Below are 16,854 nucleotides of genomic sequence, written 5' to 3' on the forward strand. Positions count from 1 at the left end.
GCGGGTCACTGGTCCAGGTTGTTGTCGATGGTCTTGGTGGCCGTCTCCCAGGCCTCCTTGGCCGACTTGCCCTTGGTGACGAGGATGACGCCGTTGTCGGTCAGACCCTGCTGGATGATCTGGTCCTTCGGGCCGATCACCTGGACGGGGATCTGCTTGGCGGCCTCGGAGAAGATCTCACCGATCGGGGCGTCACCGGTCATCTCGTTGGTGGCGCCGGTCACCTCCGGGCTGGTGTACGCGGCCGGGGCGCTCGGGAAGGAGCCCTGGACCTTGAACAGCTTGGCCTGCTGCTCGGGCGCGGTCAGCCACGCGACCAGCTTCTGCGCCTCCTCGACGTTCTTGCCGCTCTTCGGCACGCCCAGGAAGGAGCCGCCCCAGTTGCCGGACTTCGGGGCCACGGCGACGTCCCACTTGCCGGCCGACTCGGGCTTCGACTTGCCCTTGATGTAGCCGAGCATCCACGGCGGGCAGGCCACGGTGGCGAACTTGCTGTTGGCGATCGTGGTGTCCCAGGCCGGCTGGAACTGCGTCTGCGACTGGACCAGGCCCTTCTCGGCGGCCTCGGCGGTCAGGTCGAAGGCGGCCTTCACGGCGGGGTTGGTCTTGTAGACGACCTCGCCGGAGGCGTCGTAGAACTTCTCCTTCTCACTGGAGAGCACCGCGTTCAGCAGGCCGCCCGGGGAGTCCATGAAGAAGGTGTCCTCGCCGGCCGCCTTCTTGTACTTCTCGCCGGTCGCGATGAACTTGTTCCAGTCGCCCGCCCACAGCTTGCCGACCTGCTCGCGGTCGCTGGGCAGACCGGCCTTCTCGAAGAGGTCCTTGCGGTAGCAGATGGCCATCGGGCCGACGTCCGTGCCGAGACCGATGGTCTGGCCGTCCTTGGTGGTGGCCTGCTCCCACTTCCAGGGCAGCCAGCCGTCCTTCTTCACACCCTCGACCTTGGACATGTCCGTGAACTTGTCCGCCTGGGTGCCCACGACCTCGGCGATGTTGGCGACCTCGACGGCCTGCACGTCCATCAGCCCGCTGTTGGTGGTCAGGTGGTTGACGAGAGCGGGGTAGTAGTTCTCGTTCCGCTCGACCACGTTCTCTTCGATCTTGATGTCCGGGTTGAGCTTCTCGTACTCGGCGTAGAGGCCGGCCTCCTTGAAGCCCATGGTGCCGAACAGGCCCAGGGTGATCGTGGTCTTGCCCTCGCCGGACGAGGAACCACCGGAACTGTCGTCTCCGCCGTCGTCGGCGCAGCCGGCCAGCAGCCCGGTGCCCAGCGACACGACGGCCGCGACGGCCAGCGCCTTGCGGGCGAAGGGCTTCCCCCCGCCCGACCGCTGCCTGGTGAGGGGCAGGGTACGTGCTCGCATTGCGTCCTCCTGTTGCCCTGACGTGCCGACCCCCCGGCCAACGGCGTTGTTGACCCGTATTCTGCGCGTTGCGGCTCGGGCGGGGAACGTGCGGGTTGTGTATGTGTCAGGTACTGTGGGAGCGCTCCCACAAGTGATGTGTTGAAGAGTCGCGGGTCCGGGCGGGGGTGTCAAGGGAACAGACGCGGCAAAGTGCGTTCAGTTATCTGCCCGTTAACTTGACCCGGGGCGCCACACCTTCGGAACGCCGGGGTCCGCACGGACGCCCTCGCGGGTGGTCACCGTCACTGCCGGGGCTGTTACATTCCAGGCCAGGGTGACACACAAAGGAAGGCGGGGGCGGATGGCAAGCCACGGAGTGCGGGGCCGGAGCGGTGGCCGCCCCACCCTCGAAGAGGTGGCAGCGCGCGCCGGGGTGGGCCGCGGCACCGTGTCGCGCGTGATCAACGGCTCGCCGCGGGTGAGCGAGGCGACCCGCGCCGCCGTCGAGGCGGCCGTCGCCGAGCTGGGCTACGTCCCCAACACCGCGGCCCGCGCCCTCGCGGCCAACCGCACCGACGCGATAGCGCTCGTGGTGCCCGAGCCGGAGACCCGGTTCTTCACCGAGCCGTACTTCTCCGACATGCTCCGCGGCGTCGGCGCCGCGCTGTCCGACACCGAGATGCAGCTCCTGCTGATCTTCGCGGGCAGCGACCGGGAGCGGCAGCGGCTCGCCCAGTACCTGGCGGCGCACCGCGTGGACGGCGTGCTGCTGGTCTCGGTGCACGCCGACGACCCGCTGCCCGACATGCTGTCCCAGCTGGAGATCCCCGCCGTGATCAGCGGCCCGCGCTCCGCGGACGAGACGCTCACCTCGGTGGACTCCGACAACTACGGCGGCGCCCGGCAGGCCGTCGAGCACCTCATCGGCCGCGGCCGGCGGACCATCGCGCACATCACCGGCCGCCTCGACGTCTACGGCGCCCAGCGCCGCGTCGACGGCTACCGGGACGCCCTGCGCGAGGCGGGGCACGAGGTGGACGAACTGCTGATCGAGCCGGGCGACTTCTCCGAGGGCGGCGGCCGCCGCGCCATGGAGGCCCTCCTCGAGCGCCGCCCCGGCCTGGACGCGGTCTTCGCCGCCTCCGACGTCACCGCGGCCGGCGCCCGCCAGGTGCTGCGCGAGGCGGGCCGCCGCATCCCGGACGACGTGGCGCTGGTCGGGTACGACGACTCCGCGATCGCCCGCCACATGGAGCCGCCGCTGACCAGCGTGCGCCAGCCGATCGAGGAGATGGGCCGGGCGATGACCGACCTGCTGCTCAGGGAGGTCGCCGACCGCCGCCCGTCCGCGACGCGGGAGCTGGAGCGGCGTCAGATGGTGCTGGCCACGGAGCTGGTGGAGCGGGCGTCGTCCTGAGGGCGCGACGGGTGCGGGCGGGGGCGTCCGCACCCTGCCCTTGTCCCCGGGAACGCCGGAAGCCGGTGACCTCGACGAGGTCACCGGCTTCTGCGGTGAGGGTGAGTGACGGGACTTGAACCCGCGACATCCTGGACCACAACCAGGTGCTCTACCAGCTGAGCTACACCCACCACGGCCTGTTTCCGGGAGATCAGTGACTTCCCGACCGGCCGAGAAAAAGTGTACAGGGTCCGAAGGGGTGCTCGCGCACGCCTTTCCGCGCGGCCCCCCTGAGCCCCTTCGACAACCTACTGAGCAGGCAGGACGTGCTTCGCCGCGATCTTCTTCGCGGTGTCGGAGTCGGGTCCCGGCTGCGGCACGAAAACGGCCTCGCGGTAGTAGCGCAGCTCCGCGATGGACTCCCGGATGTCGGCGAGCGCCCGGTGGTTGCCGTTCTTCTCGGGGCTGTTGAAGTACGCCCTCGGGTACCAGCGGCGGGCCAGCTCCTTGATGCTGGACACGTCGACGATCCGGTAGTGCAGGTAGCTCTCCAGGGCCGGCATGTCGCGCAGCAGGAAGCCGCGGTCGGTGCCGACGGAGTTCCCGCACAGGGGCGCCTTGCCGGGCTCCTTGACGTGCTCCTTGATGTACGCGAGGACCCGCTCCTCGGCGTCCTCCAGCGTCGTGCCGTTCGGCAGTTCGTTCAGCAGCCCCGACGCGGTGTGCATCGCGCGCACCACCTCCGGCATCGTCTCCAGGGCCCGCTCCGGCGGGCGGATGACGATGTCGACCCCCTCGCCGAGCACGTTCAGCTCGGAGTCGGTGACGAGGGCGGCCACCTCGATGAGCGCGTCGTCCGACAGCGAGAGGCCGGTCATCTCGCAGTCGATCCACACCATACGATCGTTCATGTGTCTAACCCTACGGTGCGTGACGCCGGGCGTGACCGGGTGGTGAAGCGCCGGTTTCCCGCGATCTCGCCGCGCGGCGGTGACGTCGTCCCGGACAGCGGTGAGGGCCGGAGGCACACGGCCTCCGGCCCTCACCGGCGGTCACCTCAGGGCGCGCTGCGCTGCCCCGGGACGCCCGGCGCCGACGCGGTCAGCGGCGACCCCAGCGCGCCGGCCGCCGCCGTCCTGCGCGACTGGTGCGGCACCGCGCCGTCCGGGTGCAGCTGCGTCACGTGGTGCCCCGCGGGCTCCGGCCGGCCCGTCGGGGCGCCCTGAGGGCTCCCGCCGTCCTGGCCCCGCTCGGCCTGCGGACGCCGTGCCCGGTACGCGGCCCGGTAGGCGGCCGGGGACGAGCCGAGCTGGCGCCGGAAGTGGCCGCGCAGCGCGACCGGCGAGCGGAAGCCGCAGCGTCCGGCCACCTCGTCGACCGAGTAGTCCGACGTCTCCAGCAGGCGCTGCGCCTGGAGCACCCGCTGCGTGATCAGCCACTGCAGCGGCGCGCTGCCGGTCAGCGAGCGGAACCGGCGGTCGAAGGTGCGGCGGCTCATGTACGCGCGGGCGGCGAGCGTCTCCACGTCGAACTGCTCGTGGAGGTGCTCCAGCGCCCAGGCGACGACCTCGGCGAGCGGGTCGGCGCCGATCTCCTCCGGTAAAGACCTGTCGAGGTAGCGCTCCTGACCGCCGCTGCGGCGCGGTGGGACCACCAGCCGGCGGGCGAGCGCGCCGGCCGCCTCGTTGCCGTGGTCCGTGCGCACGATGTGCAGACACAGGTCGATGCCGGCCGCGGTGCCCGCGGACGTCAGCACGTCGCCGTCGTCCACGAACAGCTCGCGTGGATCGACGTGCACCGACGGATAGCGCTTGGCCAGCGTCGGCGCGTACATCCAGTGGGTGGTCGCCGGCCGGCCGTCCAGCAGGCCCGCCGCCGCGAGGACGAAGGCGCCGGTGCACAGCCCGACGATGCGGGCGCCCTCCTCGTGGGCCCGGCGCAGCGCGTCCAGGGCGTCGTCCGGTGGCGGGGAGGTGATCGATCGCCAGGCCGGCACCACGACGGTGCCCGCCCGGGATATCGCCTCCAGGCCGTGTGGCGCGGTGAGTTCCAGGCCCCCCGTGGTCCGCAGCGGGCCTTCCTCGCCGCCGCACACCAGCAGGCGGTAACGCGGCACGCCGGCGTCCTGGCGGTCAACCCCGAACACCGACAGCGGTATGGAACTCTCGAAAATGGGGCCGCCGCTGAACAGCAGCACCGCGACGATCTCCTTGCGGCGGCGCCCGGAGAGTTTCCGGGCCGCGTTTTCCGGCGCGGCAGTGGAGTCGTGGCTCATCCTGCTAAGCCCCCCTCGGTGGTCGCGGCTCCTCGGTTGTGTCGCTCCTGCACGTTTCCCCTCGGTCCTGCACGAGTCCCCCGCCGTAAGACAGTCAAGATCGAATCTACTGTGTCCCGTCGCGCACCGTTGGCCAGTTCGGCACTCGGTGCATTGTCGACTTGGCAACTTGGCGTGAAGCATTCGATCACGAAGCGTTGCACTCGCGCGCCGTACAGGGAAGTACGCCTCGTCGCGGTGGCCAAAGCACGTAGGGTGCGCGGGGCCCGCGAGGTGCTTTCCGTGCAGGTGGAACGGCGGTTGCGGGGTGGTCGCGGCACCGGGTGCGCCAGAACCGGAAGTTGGCTGAAAAGAGACGGGCGGGGGTGTGGAAACCGGTCAACCGGCCGGTGTGCTTCCGGCGTCACGCGGGGCGTGTGCCCGCGCGTGGGGAAGTGCGCCGGCGCGCCGGGTGCGGGGGGCGGGGCGGAGGGAATGGGCGGTGACGCCCGGACGGCGGGAGGGGGCAGGAGCGCCCGGGCGGCGGGAGGGGGCAGGGGCGCCCGGACGGCGGGAGCGGCGGATCAGGAGGCGGGAGGCGGTCGTGACGGCCGCCAGGCCACATGCCACGCCGACCGCCGTGAGGAACGGCGCGCCGCGCCACAGCAGGGCCGCGGGGGCCAGCAGGCAGGCGAGCGCGGCCCAGGGGAGGAGGTCGTCCTCCGGGTGGCGGGCGGCCCTGCGCGTGGCCGTGCGGCCGGCGGGGCGGGCGGGGCGGGGCATCGGGGTGCGGGGTGCTTCCTGTGTCGGCGGGGGTCCACCATCCCAACGGGCGGGTCGGCTGTTGGTCACCGTGGCCCGCCGGGCGGGGCGCCTGCGGCGGATGGTTCAGGTGTCAAGCGAATACCCCGCAAACCGCCTGTACAGGCCAGCAACCGTTGCGTCCTGGCCGGACCCTCGTGCATGCTCCGGGGAACCCGCCTCCCGGTTCGCGCGGGATCTGGGCCAAGGAGGCGTGCCGCCGTACCCTTGGGGGTATGGGGTTGGGAAGATACTTCCCGGACACAGCTCCGCCGCACACTGTCGTCCCCCATAAAAGGATCACAACCCCGAGACAGCCATGGCCGGTCACGAATTCTTCGAACCTGCGGACCGCAAGCGGCCGGTCGCCGATCCGACGGCGTCCGAACCCCTGGCGGCGGAGGAATCGCGCCATGCGTGCGACCCCGCCTTCCGGCACGGGGTGGTCGTCGGCTTCGACGGGTCCACCTCCAGCGAACGGGCCCTCGCGTACGCCATCGGCATGGCACGGCGCTCCGGTTCCGGGCTGATCATCGTCCATGTCGCCAACCGGCTGCCCACCACGGTGTGGGCGGGCTGCGAGCCGCCGGTCTTCGTCGACGTCCCGGACCACCGGACGGAGGTGCTGGGGCTGGAGCTGGCCTGCGCCGACTATCTGGCCGAGGTGCCGTGGATCCTCGTCGAGCGGGGTGGGGACATCTGCCACGAACTCGAAGAGGTGGGGCGGGAGTACGCCGCCGATGCGATTGTCGTGGGTTCTACCCACGGGCTCGTTGGGCGGCTTTTCGGGTCGGTTGCGGGGAGGTTGGCCAAGCGGGCGCAGCGGCCCGTTGTCGTCATTCCATGACGTGATGTGAGGCGGGCCCCCAGGTGGCGTCACCTGGGGGGCCCGTTTCTGTTTGTTGGCCTCTGACGGCCGGTGGGGGTTGCTCGCGCCCGCGCGGCGGAGCCGCATATCGGCACAGCCCCGCGCCCCTTACAGGCGTCCTACTCGACCGTGACCGACTTCGCCAGGTTGCGGGGCTTGTCGATGTCTCGGCCGAGGGCCAGGGCCGTGTGGTAGGCGAGGAGCTGGAGGGGGATGCCCATGAGGATGGGGTCCAGTTCGTCCTCGTTCTTGGGGACCACGATCGTGTGGTCCGCCTTCTCCTGGTCCTGGTGCGCGACGGCGACGATCCGGCCGCTGCGGGCCTTGATCTCCTCCATGGCCGCGCGGTTCTTCTCCAGCAGGTCGTCGTCCGGGACGATCGCGACCGTCGGCAGGGCCGGCTCGATCAGGGCCAGCGGGCCGTGCTTCAGCTCGGAGGCCGGGTAGGCCTCGGCGTGGATGTACGAGACCTCCTTGAGCTTCAGGGAGGCCTCGCGGGCCACCGGGTAGCCCCGGACGCGGCCGATGAAGAGCATCGAGCGGGCCTCGGCGTACTCCAGGGCCAGCTTCTTGATCTCCTCCTCCTGCTCCAGCATCTCGGCGATCTGGGCGGGGAGGCGGCGCAGGCCCTCGATGATCCGCTTGCCGTCGCGGACGGAGAGGTCACGGGTGCGGCCCAGGTGCAGGGCGAGCAGCGCGAAGGCGACCGTGGTGTTGGTGAAGCACTTGGTGGAGACGACGCAGACCTCAGGGCCGGCGTGCACGTAGACGCCGCCGTCGGCCTCGCGGGCGATCGCGGAGCCCACCACGTTGACCACGCCGAGGACGCGGGCGCCCTTGCGCTTCAGCTCCTGCACGGCGGCCAGCACGTCGTACGTCTCGCCGGACTGGGAGACCGCGACGTACAGGGTGTCGGGGTCCACGACCGCGTTGCGGTAGCGGAACTCGGAGGCCGGCTCGGCGTCGGCGGGGATGCGCGCGAGCTCCTCGATCATCTGCGCGCCGATCATGCCGGCGTGGTACGAGGTGCCGCAGCCGAGGATCTTCACGCGGCGGATGCGGCGGGCCTCGCGGGCGTCCAGGTTGAGGCCGCCCAGGTGGACGGTGGAGAAGCGGTCGTCGATCCGGCCGCGCAGCACGCGGTCCACGGCCTCGGCCTGCTCGTGGATCTCCTTGTGCATGTACGTGTCGTGGCCGCCCATGTCGTAGGAGGCGGCCTCCCACTCCACGGTGGTGGGCTCGGCGGTGGTGCGCGTGCCCTCCGTGGTGTAGGTGCGGAAGTCGTCGGCCTTGAGGGTGGCCATCTCGCCGTCGTCGAGCGTGACTATCTGGCGGGTGTGGGCGACCAGCGCGGCGATGTCCGAGGCGACGAACATCTCCTTCTCGCCGATGCCGAGGACGACAGGGGAGCCGTTGCGGGCGACGACGATGCGGTCCGGGAAGTCGGCGTGCAGCACGGCGATGCCGTAGGTGCCCTCGATGAGGCGGACGGTCTCGCGGACCTTGTCCTCGAGCTTCTCCGCCGTCGAGCGGGCGATGAGGTGGACGAGGACCTCGGTGTCGGTCTCGGAGAGGAACTCGACGCCGTCCGCCTCCAGCTTGCGGCGCAGGTCGCCGGCGTTGTCGATGATGCCGTTGTGGACGACGGCGACCTTGCCCTCGGCGTCCAGGTGCGGGTGGGCGTTCACGTCGGACGGGGCGCCGTGGGTGGCCCAGCGGGTGTGGGCGATGCCGGTGGTGCCCTTGAAGCGCGCCGGGACCTTGGCCTCCAGGTCGCGCACCCGGCCCTTGGCCTTGACCGTCTTCAGGGTCCCCGTCTTCGGGGAGGTCACGGCGATGCCCGCCGAGTCGTAGCCGCGGTACTCCAGGCGCTGGAGCCCCTCGAGCAGCAGGGGGGCGACCTCACGCCTGCCGATGTAACCGACGATTCCGCACATACAGGTATGTTCCTAGCCGTAGACGATGCGGCGCAGCTGCCGGAGCGAGAGCTCGGGCGGCGCCACCGCGCGGTATCTCAGGTCCGCCTCGATCCGCTGGAAGATCTCCGCGTTCACCAGGCCCTGGGCCTGGAGCTCGCGGTGGCGGCGCCGGACGTACTCCTCGGTCGTCTCGTCGAAGTACGCGAGCACGTCCTGGATCACCCGCAGCGCCTCGCCCCGGCTGAGGGGCGTGGACCGCGTCAGATGATCGACAAGTTCGTCGTGCACCCGATGATCCTGAAGTACCGGCGGCCGTTTCGCAAGAAACGTGCCCGATTTCGGGCAGGCCATGCCGGGTGGCCTCTACATGCGCTTCAGGATGGCCTGCTTGGCGAGGGTGAACTCCTCGTCCGTGAGCACCCCGGACCGGTGCAGCTCGCCCAGCTCCCGCAGCCGGCGCAGCAGCGCGTCGTGGTCGTCCTCGGCGCGGTCGGGCGGTGCGGTCCTGTCCGTCTCGGGGGCGCGCGGGCCCTCCAGGGCCGGGGCGGCGGGGGCGGACGGGTGCGGCAGGCGGGCCTGCACCGCGGCGGCCACCAGCGCCATCAGCGGGTCCTTCTTGAACCCCCACAGCTCCACCGCGTTCGGGTCGTACTTGGCGGGGGCCTTCGTGGGGGCGTGCCGCACGAGGAAGCGGAGGTGGCCGTTCTCCAGACCGGCGGCCGGCTGCCACTCCACGCCCTCCAGGTCCGCCACCGCCAGGGTGCGGGGGCCCGCGGCGGCCTTGGCGTCCTCCGTCTTCCAGTTCCACTCCAGCCGGACCCGCTCCCCGTCGAAGCTCACCGTGCCGTCCCCGGCGGACACGGACAGCGGGAGCGGCGGGCCGGGCAGCAGATAGGCGGTCACCGGCCCTGACGGGGTCTGCTCCAGGAGCAGCGCGGTGCGGACCTCCTCCGTGAAGTACTCGGCGACGCCGTAGCGGTCGGACTCCACGACCAGCTGGTACGGGTCGTGCGGCTCGGTGAGGCGGCCGCCGGTCGCGTGCAGCAGCGGGTCGGCGCCGTCGCGCAGCCGCAGCCTGAGCCGCCCCGCCTTCTTGCCCTGCTCCAGCGAGATGCCCGCCAACGCCTCCAGGGGCACGGCCAGTTCACCCAGCGTGCGGCGCAGCAGGCCGACGTTCTTGTCCCGGCCGGGGGTGAGGCGCAGGGTCTTTCCGTCGAACGTCCACGTCCCGTCCTTCTGGATGATTTCCGCCATGGGGTGATTGTTTCACCGGATCTGCGGGAGAGTGGTCTATACCCATTCCGGGTTCCCTTACAGGGAACAGGAGTTGAGAAGGGAGCACGTGTGAGACGGCAACGACGGCACCACGGTACGACTCCCCGCACCACCCGCCTGCTCGGGTCCCTGCTGCTCGTCGTGGCGGTGGGCGCCGCCACGGTCGCGGCGGCCCCGGCCCGGGGCCCGGCCCCGGACAGCGCGCAGGGACGGTCGCCCGTCCCGCTGGACCGGGTGATCCCCGCCCCCGCGTCCGTGGACCCCGGCGGACGCCCGTACCGCATCACGGAGAAGACCCGCATCCGCGTCGACGGCCCCCGCGAGGCCCGCACGGTCGGCGAGTACCTCGCCGGCGTGCTGCGGCCCTCCACGGGCTATCCACTGCCCGTCACCGACCGCGGCACGGGAGGCATACGGCTGCGCATCGCCGACGGCCCCTACGGCAGCGAGGGCTACCGGCTGCGCAGCGGCCCCTCCGGGATCACCCTGACCGCCGCGAAGCCCGCCGGGCTCTTCCACGGCGTGCAGACGCTGCGGCAGCTGCTCCCGGCGGACGTGGAGCAGCGGACCCGCCGGCCGGGACCGTGGCTCGTCGCGGGCGGCACCGTCACCGACAGCCCACGCTTCGGCTGGCGCGGCGCCATGCTCGACGTCTCCCGGCACTTCTTCTCCGTCGACGAGGTCAAGCGCTACATCGACCGGATCTCCCTCTACAAGATCAACAAGCTCCATCTGCACCTCAGCGACGACCAGGGCTGGCGCATCGCGATCGACTCCTGGCCGCGGCTCGCCACGTACGGCGGCTCCACCGAGGTCGGCGGCGGACCCGGCGGGTTCTACACGAAGGACGACTACCGCGAGATCGTGCGGTACGCGGCCTCCCGGTACCTGGAGGTCGTCCCCGAGATCGACATGCCGGGCCACACCAACGCGGCCCTCGCCTCCTACGCCGAGCTGAACTGCGACGGCGTCGCCCCGCCGCTCTACACCGGCACCCAGGTCGGCTTCAGCTCGCTGTGCGTCGGCAAGGAGATCACGTACGACTTCGTCGAGGACGTGGTGCGGGAGATCGCCGCGCTCACGCCCGGCCGCCATCTCCACATCGGCGGCGACGAGGCGCACTCCACGCCGCACGAGGAGTACGTGGCGTTCATGGAGCGGGTCCAGCCGGTCGTCGCCCGGTACGGCAAGACGGTGGTGGGCTGGCACCAGCTGACCGGGGCGACTCCGGCGAAGGGGGCGATCGCCCAGTACTGGGGGCTCGACGGCACCGGTGCGGGCGAGAAGGCGCAGGTCGCGGAGGCCGCGCGGAACGGCACCGGGCTGATCCTCTCGCCGGCCGACCGGGCGTACATGGACATGAAGTACGACGCGAACACCCCGCTGGGGCTGTCCTGGGCCGGGTACGTCGAGGTCCGGCGGTCCTACGACTGGGACCCGGGGGCCTATCTGGAGGGCGTGCCCGAGTCCGCCGTGCGGGGCGTCGAGGCGCCGCTGTGGACGGAGACGCTGGACGAGGTGGGAGAGCTGGAGTTCATGGCGTTCCCCCGGCTGCCCGGGATCGCCGAGTTGGGGTGGTCCCCGCGGGCCACGCACGACTGGGAGTCGTATCGGTCGCGGCTCGCCGCGCAGGGGCCCCGGTGGGAGGCGTTGGGGGTGAACTTCTACCGGTCGCCCCAGGTTTCGTGGCAATGACCGTCGGGCGGCTGACCCGTGGTGGGGGCTGGGCGCGCGGTTCCCCGCGTCCCTGACGGGCGCTGAACGACGAGGCCCCCGGAGGACCGTACTCCGGGGGCCTCGTCCGTTCCGTGGGTCAGAAGGCGGCCAGCGGGTTCTTCAGGGTGCCTATCAGCTGGAGCGCGCCCGACGGGTCCGCCAGGTCGACCATCTGCCTGTTGTTGCGCAGCTGGAGGCGGTTCAGGCAGGACAGGGCGAACTCCGGGGCGAACATGTCGTAACGGGCGAACTTGTCGGCCAGCTCCGGCACCGACGCCTGGTACTCGCGGGTGACCTCCGCGACCGTCCGCCAGAAGCCGTCCTCGTCGAGGACGCCCTCCTCGGCGAGGTTCGCCGCGAGGAAACGGAAGAAGCAGTCGAAGACATCCGTGAAGATCGACAGCAGCTTGGTGTCGTCCGGGACCTCGACGCGGATCCGGGACACCTCCGGCGGCAGCACCGCGTCCGGGTCCATCACCGCGATCTCCTCGGCGATGTCCTTGTAGACCGCGCGCTTCACGGCGCCGTCCTCCAGGACCAGGACGACGTTCTCGCCGTGCGGCATGTACACCAGGTCGTAGGCGTAGAAACTGTGCAGCAGCGGGACGTAGTAGGCCCGCAGATAGCGCCGCAGCCACTCCTCCGGGGCGAGCCCGGAGCGCTCGATCAGGGCGGCCGCGAAGGACCGGCCCTCGTGGTCGACGTGGACCAGGGACGCCATGGTGGCGAGCGACTCGCCGTCCTGGAGAGACGCCACCGGGCTCTCCCGCCACAGCGCCGCCAGCATCTTGCGGTACGGCGAGTAGCGGTCGGTGGCCTGCTCGTACTCCAGATGCCGGTAGCCGACGGCGGCGCGCTCGCGGATGACCGACAGGCCCGTGGACCGCAGCACCGGGTCGTTGTCGATCAGGCGGGCCAGCCAGTCGTTGATGGCCGGGGTGGCCTCCATGTAGGCGGCGGACAGGCCCCGCATGAAACCCATGTTGAGGACGGACAGGGCCGTCTTCACGTAGTGCTTCTCCGGGTGCGTGCGGTTGAAGAAGGTGCGGATGGACTGCTGCGCCAGGTACTCGTCGTCGCCCTCGCCCAGGCACACCAGGTTCCGGCGGGCCACCTCGGCGGCGAAGGTGACGGACAGCTTGTTCCACCACTGCCAGGGGTGGACCGGTATGAGGAGGTAGTCGGCGGGGTCCAGGTCCTGCGCGCGCAGGACGTCGTGGAAGCGCTCGACGGTCTCCTCGCCCAGCTCCTCGCGGACGAACGACTCGTACTCGATGCCCACGCCCGCCGTGAACGCGGCCCGGGAGCGGTGGGCGGCCAGCCACACCAGCCTCACCGGGTTCGCGGCCTCCGGGGCGTACTGCCGGTACTCGTGCACGCCGAAGCCGAGCCGGCCGTTGTTGGCGACGAAGCAGGGGTGGCCCTCGGTCATGCCGGACTCGATCGCCTGGAAGCCGGCGTCGACCAGCTCGGCGGAGGTGACCGGCGGCTTGGTCAGCTTGTAGCAGGTGCCGGAGAGGGTGGAGGAGATCTCCTCCAGGTACACCGGCAGGATCTCCTCGCTCAGCCCCAGGGACTTCTGCAGCTCGATGAAGAAGTCCAGCGCGGCGAGCTCGAGTTCCGTGTCGCCGCGGTGGCGGGTGATCGAGTCGGCGTCGACCTGCCAGTGGTCGAGGCCGCGCAGCCGCGCGGTGAACGTGTAGCGGGTCCCGCCGTCGTCGCTGCGGACGACGTACCGGCCGTCACCGGCCGGCTCGGGCGTGACGAGCCGCTCGTGCGCGAACTCGGCGAGCGCCTTGCGGATCAGCAGACGGTTGGCCCGCGCCCAGCGGTGGGGGGACAGATGCGCCACGGCGTCGGACAGGTTCATGCAGCGGCTCCTCGGGCGGCCTCGAACTGTTCACGCGTGCAGAAACTCAGCAGCGCGCGCTTCTCCGGCTTGTCGATCTCGCGCTCGGGCACAAAGCCCACGGCCTCGTTGAGGGCGTGCACGGCCTTGTTGCCGACGTCCGGCTCCACCACGACACGGCGGACGGCCGGGTCGGCGAACAGCTCCTCCATCACGGCGGTGATGACGGCGCGGGTGAAGCCGTGGACGGGGCGGTCGGTGGGGGCGACCAGGAAGTGCATGCCGACGTCACCGGGCTCGGGCTCGTAGAGCCCGACGAGTTCGACGTACCGGGGGTCGTACTTCTCCATCAGGAAGGCGGGTTCGCCGTCGTGCAGGCCCAGATACGCGTGGTGGTGCTCGTGGGCGGCGATCCGCGCGTACTCCTGCTCGACGTCCTGGAGGGTCGCGTCCTGCATCATCCAGAACGACGCCTTGGGGTGCGTCACCCAGCGGTGCAGCAGCTCCGCGTCCTTCTCCGGGTCGAGCGGGCGGACGGTGAACGTACCGATGGTGCTCATACGGCGAACTCCTGGAAGGCGATGCTCTTCTCGACCGGGTAGTACTCGGTGCCCAGCAGCTCGCGGATGATCGAGGCGTTGCGGTAGGCGCCCATGCCCAGGTCGGGGCTGGTGATGCTGTGCGTGTGCACGCCCGCGTTCTGCAGGAACACACCGCGCCCGGTCACGTCGATCGCGTAGTTGCGGGCGACGTCGAACCGTCCGTGGCCGTCGAAGCGCAGCCGGTCGCGCACCGGGTCCAGGAACGCGGGCTGCTCGTAGTGGTAGCCGGTGGCCAGCACCAGGCCCTCGGTGGCGATCTCGAAGTCCTTGCCCTGCTCGTCCTGGCGGAAGCCCAGCGTGTACGTGCCGTCCTGGTACCGCGCGGTGGTGAGCGAGGAGTTGGTGAGCAGCCGGGTGGGCACGCCGCGGCCGCCGCTCTCCACGTTCTTCTGGTACAGCAGGTCGAAGATCGCGTCGATCAGGTCCGAGTTGATGCCCTTGAACAGGCCCTTCTGCTGCTTCTCCAGCCGGTAGCGGGTGTCCTCGGGCAGCGCGCGGAAGTAGTCGATGTAGTCCGGGGACGTCATCTCCAGGGTCAGCTTGGTGTACTCCAGCGGGAAGAACCGCGGGGAACGGGTGACCCAGTTGAGCTGGTAGCCGTGGGCGTCGATCTCGGACAGCAGCTCGTAGTAGATCTCGGCGGCGGACTGCCCGCTGCCCACGATCGTGACCGATTTCTTCTCCAGCAGTTCCGCCTTGCGGTGCATGTACTGCGCGTTGTGGAAGAGGTCACCGTCCAGGCCGCGGCACGCCTCGGGCACGAACGGCACGGTGCCGGTGCCGAGCACCAGGTGCCGGCCGCGGTACGTCGTACCGGAGTCGGTGGCCACGACGTACACCTCGGCGGTGTCGTCCCAGGTGACCTCGGTGACCGTGGTGCCGAACCGGATGCTGCTGAGCTGCGCGGCGGCCCAGCGGCAGTAGTCGTCGTACTCGACGCGCAGCGGGTAGAAGTTCTCCCGGATGTAGAACGAGTACAGCCGGCCCTTCTCCTTCAGGTAGTTGAGGAAGGAGTACGGGGAGGTCGGGTCGGCCAGGGTGACCAGGTCCGACATGAACGGCGTCTGCAGGTGCGCGCCGTCGAGGAACATCCCCGCGTGCCACTCGAAGTCCGGCTTGGACTCCAGGAAGACGCCCGCGAGCTCGTCGACGGGCTCGGTCAGGCAGGCCAGCCCCAGGTTGAACGGGCCGAGCCCGATGCCCACGAAGTCGTAGGTGGGTTCCGTGGTGTCAGCAAGCGCGGTCAAGGGACTCTCCCAGGTACTGCTCGGCGTGGCCGGCGATCAGGTCGAGGACGGCCGTGATGTCGGCCGTCGTGGTCTCGGGGTTGAGCAGGGTGAACTTCAGGTAGTGGCGCCCGGACACCTTGGTGCCCGCGACCACCGCGTCGCCGGAGGCGAACAGGGCCTTGCGGGCGTACAGGTTGGCGCGGTCGGTCTCGGCGGGGTCGGTGACGGCGGCCGGGACGTAGCGGAAGACCAGGGTGGACAGGCTCGGCTCGACCACCACGTCGAAGCGGGGGTCGGCGGCCAGCAGCTTCCAGCCCTCGGCGGCGAGGTCGCACACCTCGTCGAAGAGCGCGCCGATGCCGTCGGCGCCCATCACGCGCAGCGTCATCCACAGCTTCAGCGCGTCGAAGCGGCGGGTGGTCTGGAGGGACTTGTCGACCTGGTTGGGGATGCGCTCGGTCACCATGCGGCGCGGGTTGAGGTACTCCGCGTGGTAGGTGGCGTGCCGCAGCGTGGCCGCGTCGCGCACCAGCACGGCCGAGGAACTGACCGGCTGGAAGAAGGACTTGTGGTAGTCGACGGTGACCGAGTCGGCGCGCTCGATGCCGTCGATGCGGTGCCGGTACTTCAGGGAGGCGAGCAGTCCGCAGCCGTAGGCGGCGTCCACGTGCATCCAGGCGCCGTACTGCTCGCACAGGCCCGCGATCTCCGGCAGCGGGTCGATGGAGCCGAAGTCGGTGGTGCCTGCGGTGGCGACGACCGCCATCGGGACAAGCCCCGCCTCGGCACAGCGCTCCAGCTCGCGGGCGAGGGCGACGGTCCGCATCCGCTTGTCGTGGTCGAGGGGGACGGCCACCACGGCGTCCGACCCGAGGCCGAGGAGCTTCGCCGACTTCTGCACACTGAAGTGGCTGACCTCGGAGGCGAAGACGCGCAGCTTCGCCAGGTCCGGGGACTTGGCCTCCTCGCGGGCCAGCAGCAGCGCCTGGAGGTTGGACTGGGTGCCGCCGGAGGTGAACACGCCGTCGGCGGCGGGGCCGAGGCCGATGCGGGCGGCCGTCCAGTCGATGAGTTTCCGCTCGATCAGGGTGCCGCCGGCCGACTGGTCCCAGGTGTCCAGGGAGGAGTTGACGGCGGAGAGCACCGCCTCGCCGAGCACGGCCGGGATGACGACCGGGCAGTTGAGGTGGGCGAGGTAGCGGGGGTGGTGGAAGTAGACCGCGTCCCTGAGGTAGACGTCCTCCAGTTCGTCCAGCACCGCGGTGGTGTCGCGCAGCGGCTGGTCGAGGTCGATCGCGTCGATGCGCGGGGCGAGGTCGTCGACCGTGACGCCGGTGAACGGTCGGTCGGTGGCGGCGAGTTTGGCGGCCACCCGCTCGACTCCTTCGGTCACGGAGCGGCGGTAGTGCTCCGTGGTGGTGTCGTTGAGCAGGTGAGAGCGCATGTGGGGGTCCTCCGGTGGGGACGGTCCGTGCGGGGAGAGGGCCGGTGCGGCAGAACTTAGGTTAGCCTAACCAAACTTTTCCGGAGGTAATCCCGTTTCCGCCGTGACCGTCGTCACGTCCTCAACGGGACGCCACGAAGCCTCAACTCGCT

14 protein-coding genes and 1 tRNA gene are annotated in these 16,854 nt (G+C 70.7%); 3 read left to right on the plus strand and 12 right to left on the minus strand.

The annotated features are described in order from the left end of the window. Window positions 1-5: 5 nt before the first annotated feature. Window positions 6-1,364: an ABC transporter substrate-binding protein gene (locus ACQY0Z_RS11605; protein WP_189897969.1), complete on the minus strand. Its 1,359-nt coding sequence runs from the start codon at window positions 1,362-1,364 to the stop codon at window positions 6-8. Window positions 1,365-1,707: 343 nt separating this feature from the next. Between ACQY0Z_RS11605 and ACQY0Z_RS11610 the strand changes: the two genes are divergently transcribed. Continuing rightward, window positions 1,708-2,763: a LacI family DNA-binding transcriptional regulator gene (locus ACQY0Z_RS11610; RefSeq protein ID WP_189897971.1), complete on the plus strand. Its 1,056-nt coding sequence runs from the start codon at window positions 1,708-1,710 to the stop codon at window positions 2,761-2,763. A gap of 100 nt (window positions 2,764-2,863) precedes the next feature. Here the strand turns inward: ACQY0Z_RS11610 and ACQY0Z_RS11615 are convergent. The 4 genes from ACQY0Z_RS11615 to ACQY0Z_RS11630 form a co-directional block, all read right to left on the minus strand. After that, window positions 2,864-2,936, minus strand: a tRNA-His gene (locus ACQY0Z_RS11615). Window positions 2,937-3,053: 117 nt separating this feature from the next. Then, the gene (gene orn / locus ACQY0Z_RS11620) at window positions 3,054-3,656 is read right to left on the minus strand and encodes an oligoribonuclease (protein ID WP_189897973.1); all 603 of its coding nucleotides are present in this window, start codon (window positions 3,654-3,656) and stop codon (window positions 3,054-3,056) included. 146 nt (window positions 3,657-3,802) lie between these two features. After that, a complete protein-coding gene (locus tag ACQY0Z_RS11625; protein WP_439812213.1) occupies window positions 3,803-5,020 on the minus strand; it encodes a helix-turn-helix domain-containing protein in 1,218 nt (405 codons plus the stop codon). A gap of 378 nt (window positions 5,021-5,398) precedes the next feature. Then, complete coding sequence (locus tag ACQY0Z_RS11630; protein WP_439812214.1) at window positions 5,399-5,782, minus strand: hypothetical protein; 384 nt, start codon at window positions 5,780-5,782, stop codon at window positions 5,399-5,401. Window positions 5,783-6,119: 337 nt separating this feature from the next. On the opposite strand from ACQY0Z_RS11630, the gene ACQY0Z_RS11635 reads away from it, so the two are divergent. After that, a complete protein-coding gene (locus ACQY0Z_RS11635) occupies window positions 6,120-6,647 on the plus strand; it encodes a universal stress protein (protein ID WP_019525177.1) in 528 nt (175 codons plus the stop codon). Between the two features lie 140 nt (window positions 6,648-6,787). On the opposite strand, the gene glmS is transcribed toward ACQY0Z_RS11635, so the two are convergent. The 3 genes from glmS to ACQY0Z_RS11650 form a co-directional block, all read right to left on the minus strand. After that, on the minus strand, window positions 6,788-8,605 hold the full coding sequence (gene glmS / locus ACQY0Z_RS11640) for a glutamine--fructose-6-phosphate transaminase (isomerizing) (RefSeq protein WP_189897978.1): 1,818 nt from the start codon (window positions 8,603-8,605) through the stop codon (window positions 6,788-6,790). Between the two features lie 12 nt (window positions 8,606-8,617). Continuing rightward, window positions 8,618-8,875: a hypothetical protein gene (locus ACQY0Z_RS11645; RefSeq protein ID WP_019525179.1), complete on the minus strand. Its 258-nt coding sequence runs from the start codon at window positions 8,873-8,875 to the stop codon at window positions 8,618-8,620. Between the two features lie 75 nt (window positions 8,876-8,950). Further along, window positions 8,951-9,841, minus strand: coding sequence for a DUF4429 domain-containing protein (locus ACQY0Z_RS11650; RefSeq protein WP_439812215.1), 891 nt, complete (start codon window positions 9,839-9,841; stop codon window positions 8,951-8,953). Between the two features lie 90 nt (window positions 9,842-9,931). On the opposite strand from ACQY0Z_RS11650, the gene ACQY0Z_RS11655 reads away from it, so the two are divergent. Next, window positions 9,932-11,557, plus strand: a complete 1,626-nt coding sequence (locus tag ACQY0Z_RS11655; protein ID WP_439812216.1) for a beta-N-acetylhexosaminidase — start codon at window positions 9,932-9,934, stop codon at window positions 11,555-11,557. Window positions 11,558-11,675: 118 nt separating this feature from the next. Here the strand turns inward: ACQY0Z_RS11655 and ACQY0Z_RS11660 are convergent, their stop codons facing one another. From ACQY0Z_RS11660 to desA, 4 genes are read right to left on the minus strand one after another with little or no spacing between them, the layout of a single operon-like run. Next, window positions 11,676-13,448: an IucA/IucC family protein gene (locus ACQY0Z_RS11660; protein WP_439812217.1), complete on the minus strand. Its 1,773-nt coding sequence runs from the start codon at window positions 13,446-13,448 to the stop codon at window positions 11,676-11,678. Continuing rightward, on the minus strand, window positions 13,445-13,987 hold the full coding sequence (locus tag ACQY0Z_RS11665; protein WP_347225387.1) for a GNAT family N-acetyltransferase: 543 nt from the start codon (window positions 13,985-13,987) through the stop codon (window positions 13,445-13,447). The genes ACQY0Z_RS11660 and ACQY0Z_RS11665 overlap by 4 nt, the downstream gene beginning before the upstream one ends. Continuing rightward, window positions 13,984-15,276 carry a lysine N(6)-hydroxylase/L-ornithine N(5)-oxygenase family protein gene (locus tag ACQY0Z_RS11670; RefSeq protein WP_439812218.1) on the minus strand — a complete coding sequence of 431 codons (1,293 nt, stop codon included), beginning with the start codon at window positions 15,274-15,276 and terminating at the stop codon, window positions 13,984-13,986. Before ACQY0Z_RS11670 ends, ACQY0Z_RS11665 begins: the two co-directional genes overlap by 4 nt. After that, window positions 15,260-16,702: a lysine decarboxylase DesA gene (desA, locus tag ACQY0Z_RS11675; RefSeq protein ID WP_439812219.1), complete on the minus strand. Its 1,443-nt coding sequence runs from the start codon at window positions 16,700-16,702 to the stop codon at window positions 15,260-15,262. The genes ACQY0Z_RS11670 and desA overlap by 17 nt, the downstream gene beginning before the upstream one ends. Between the last annotated feature and the right edge of the window lie 152 nt (window positions 16,703-16,854).

This window comes from Streptomyces sp. P9-2, from assembly GCF_051903975.1.
Classification (GTDB): Bacteria; Actinomycetota; Actinomycetes; order Streptomycetales; family Streptomycetaceae; genus Streptomyces; species Streptomyces cellulosae.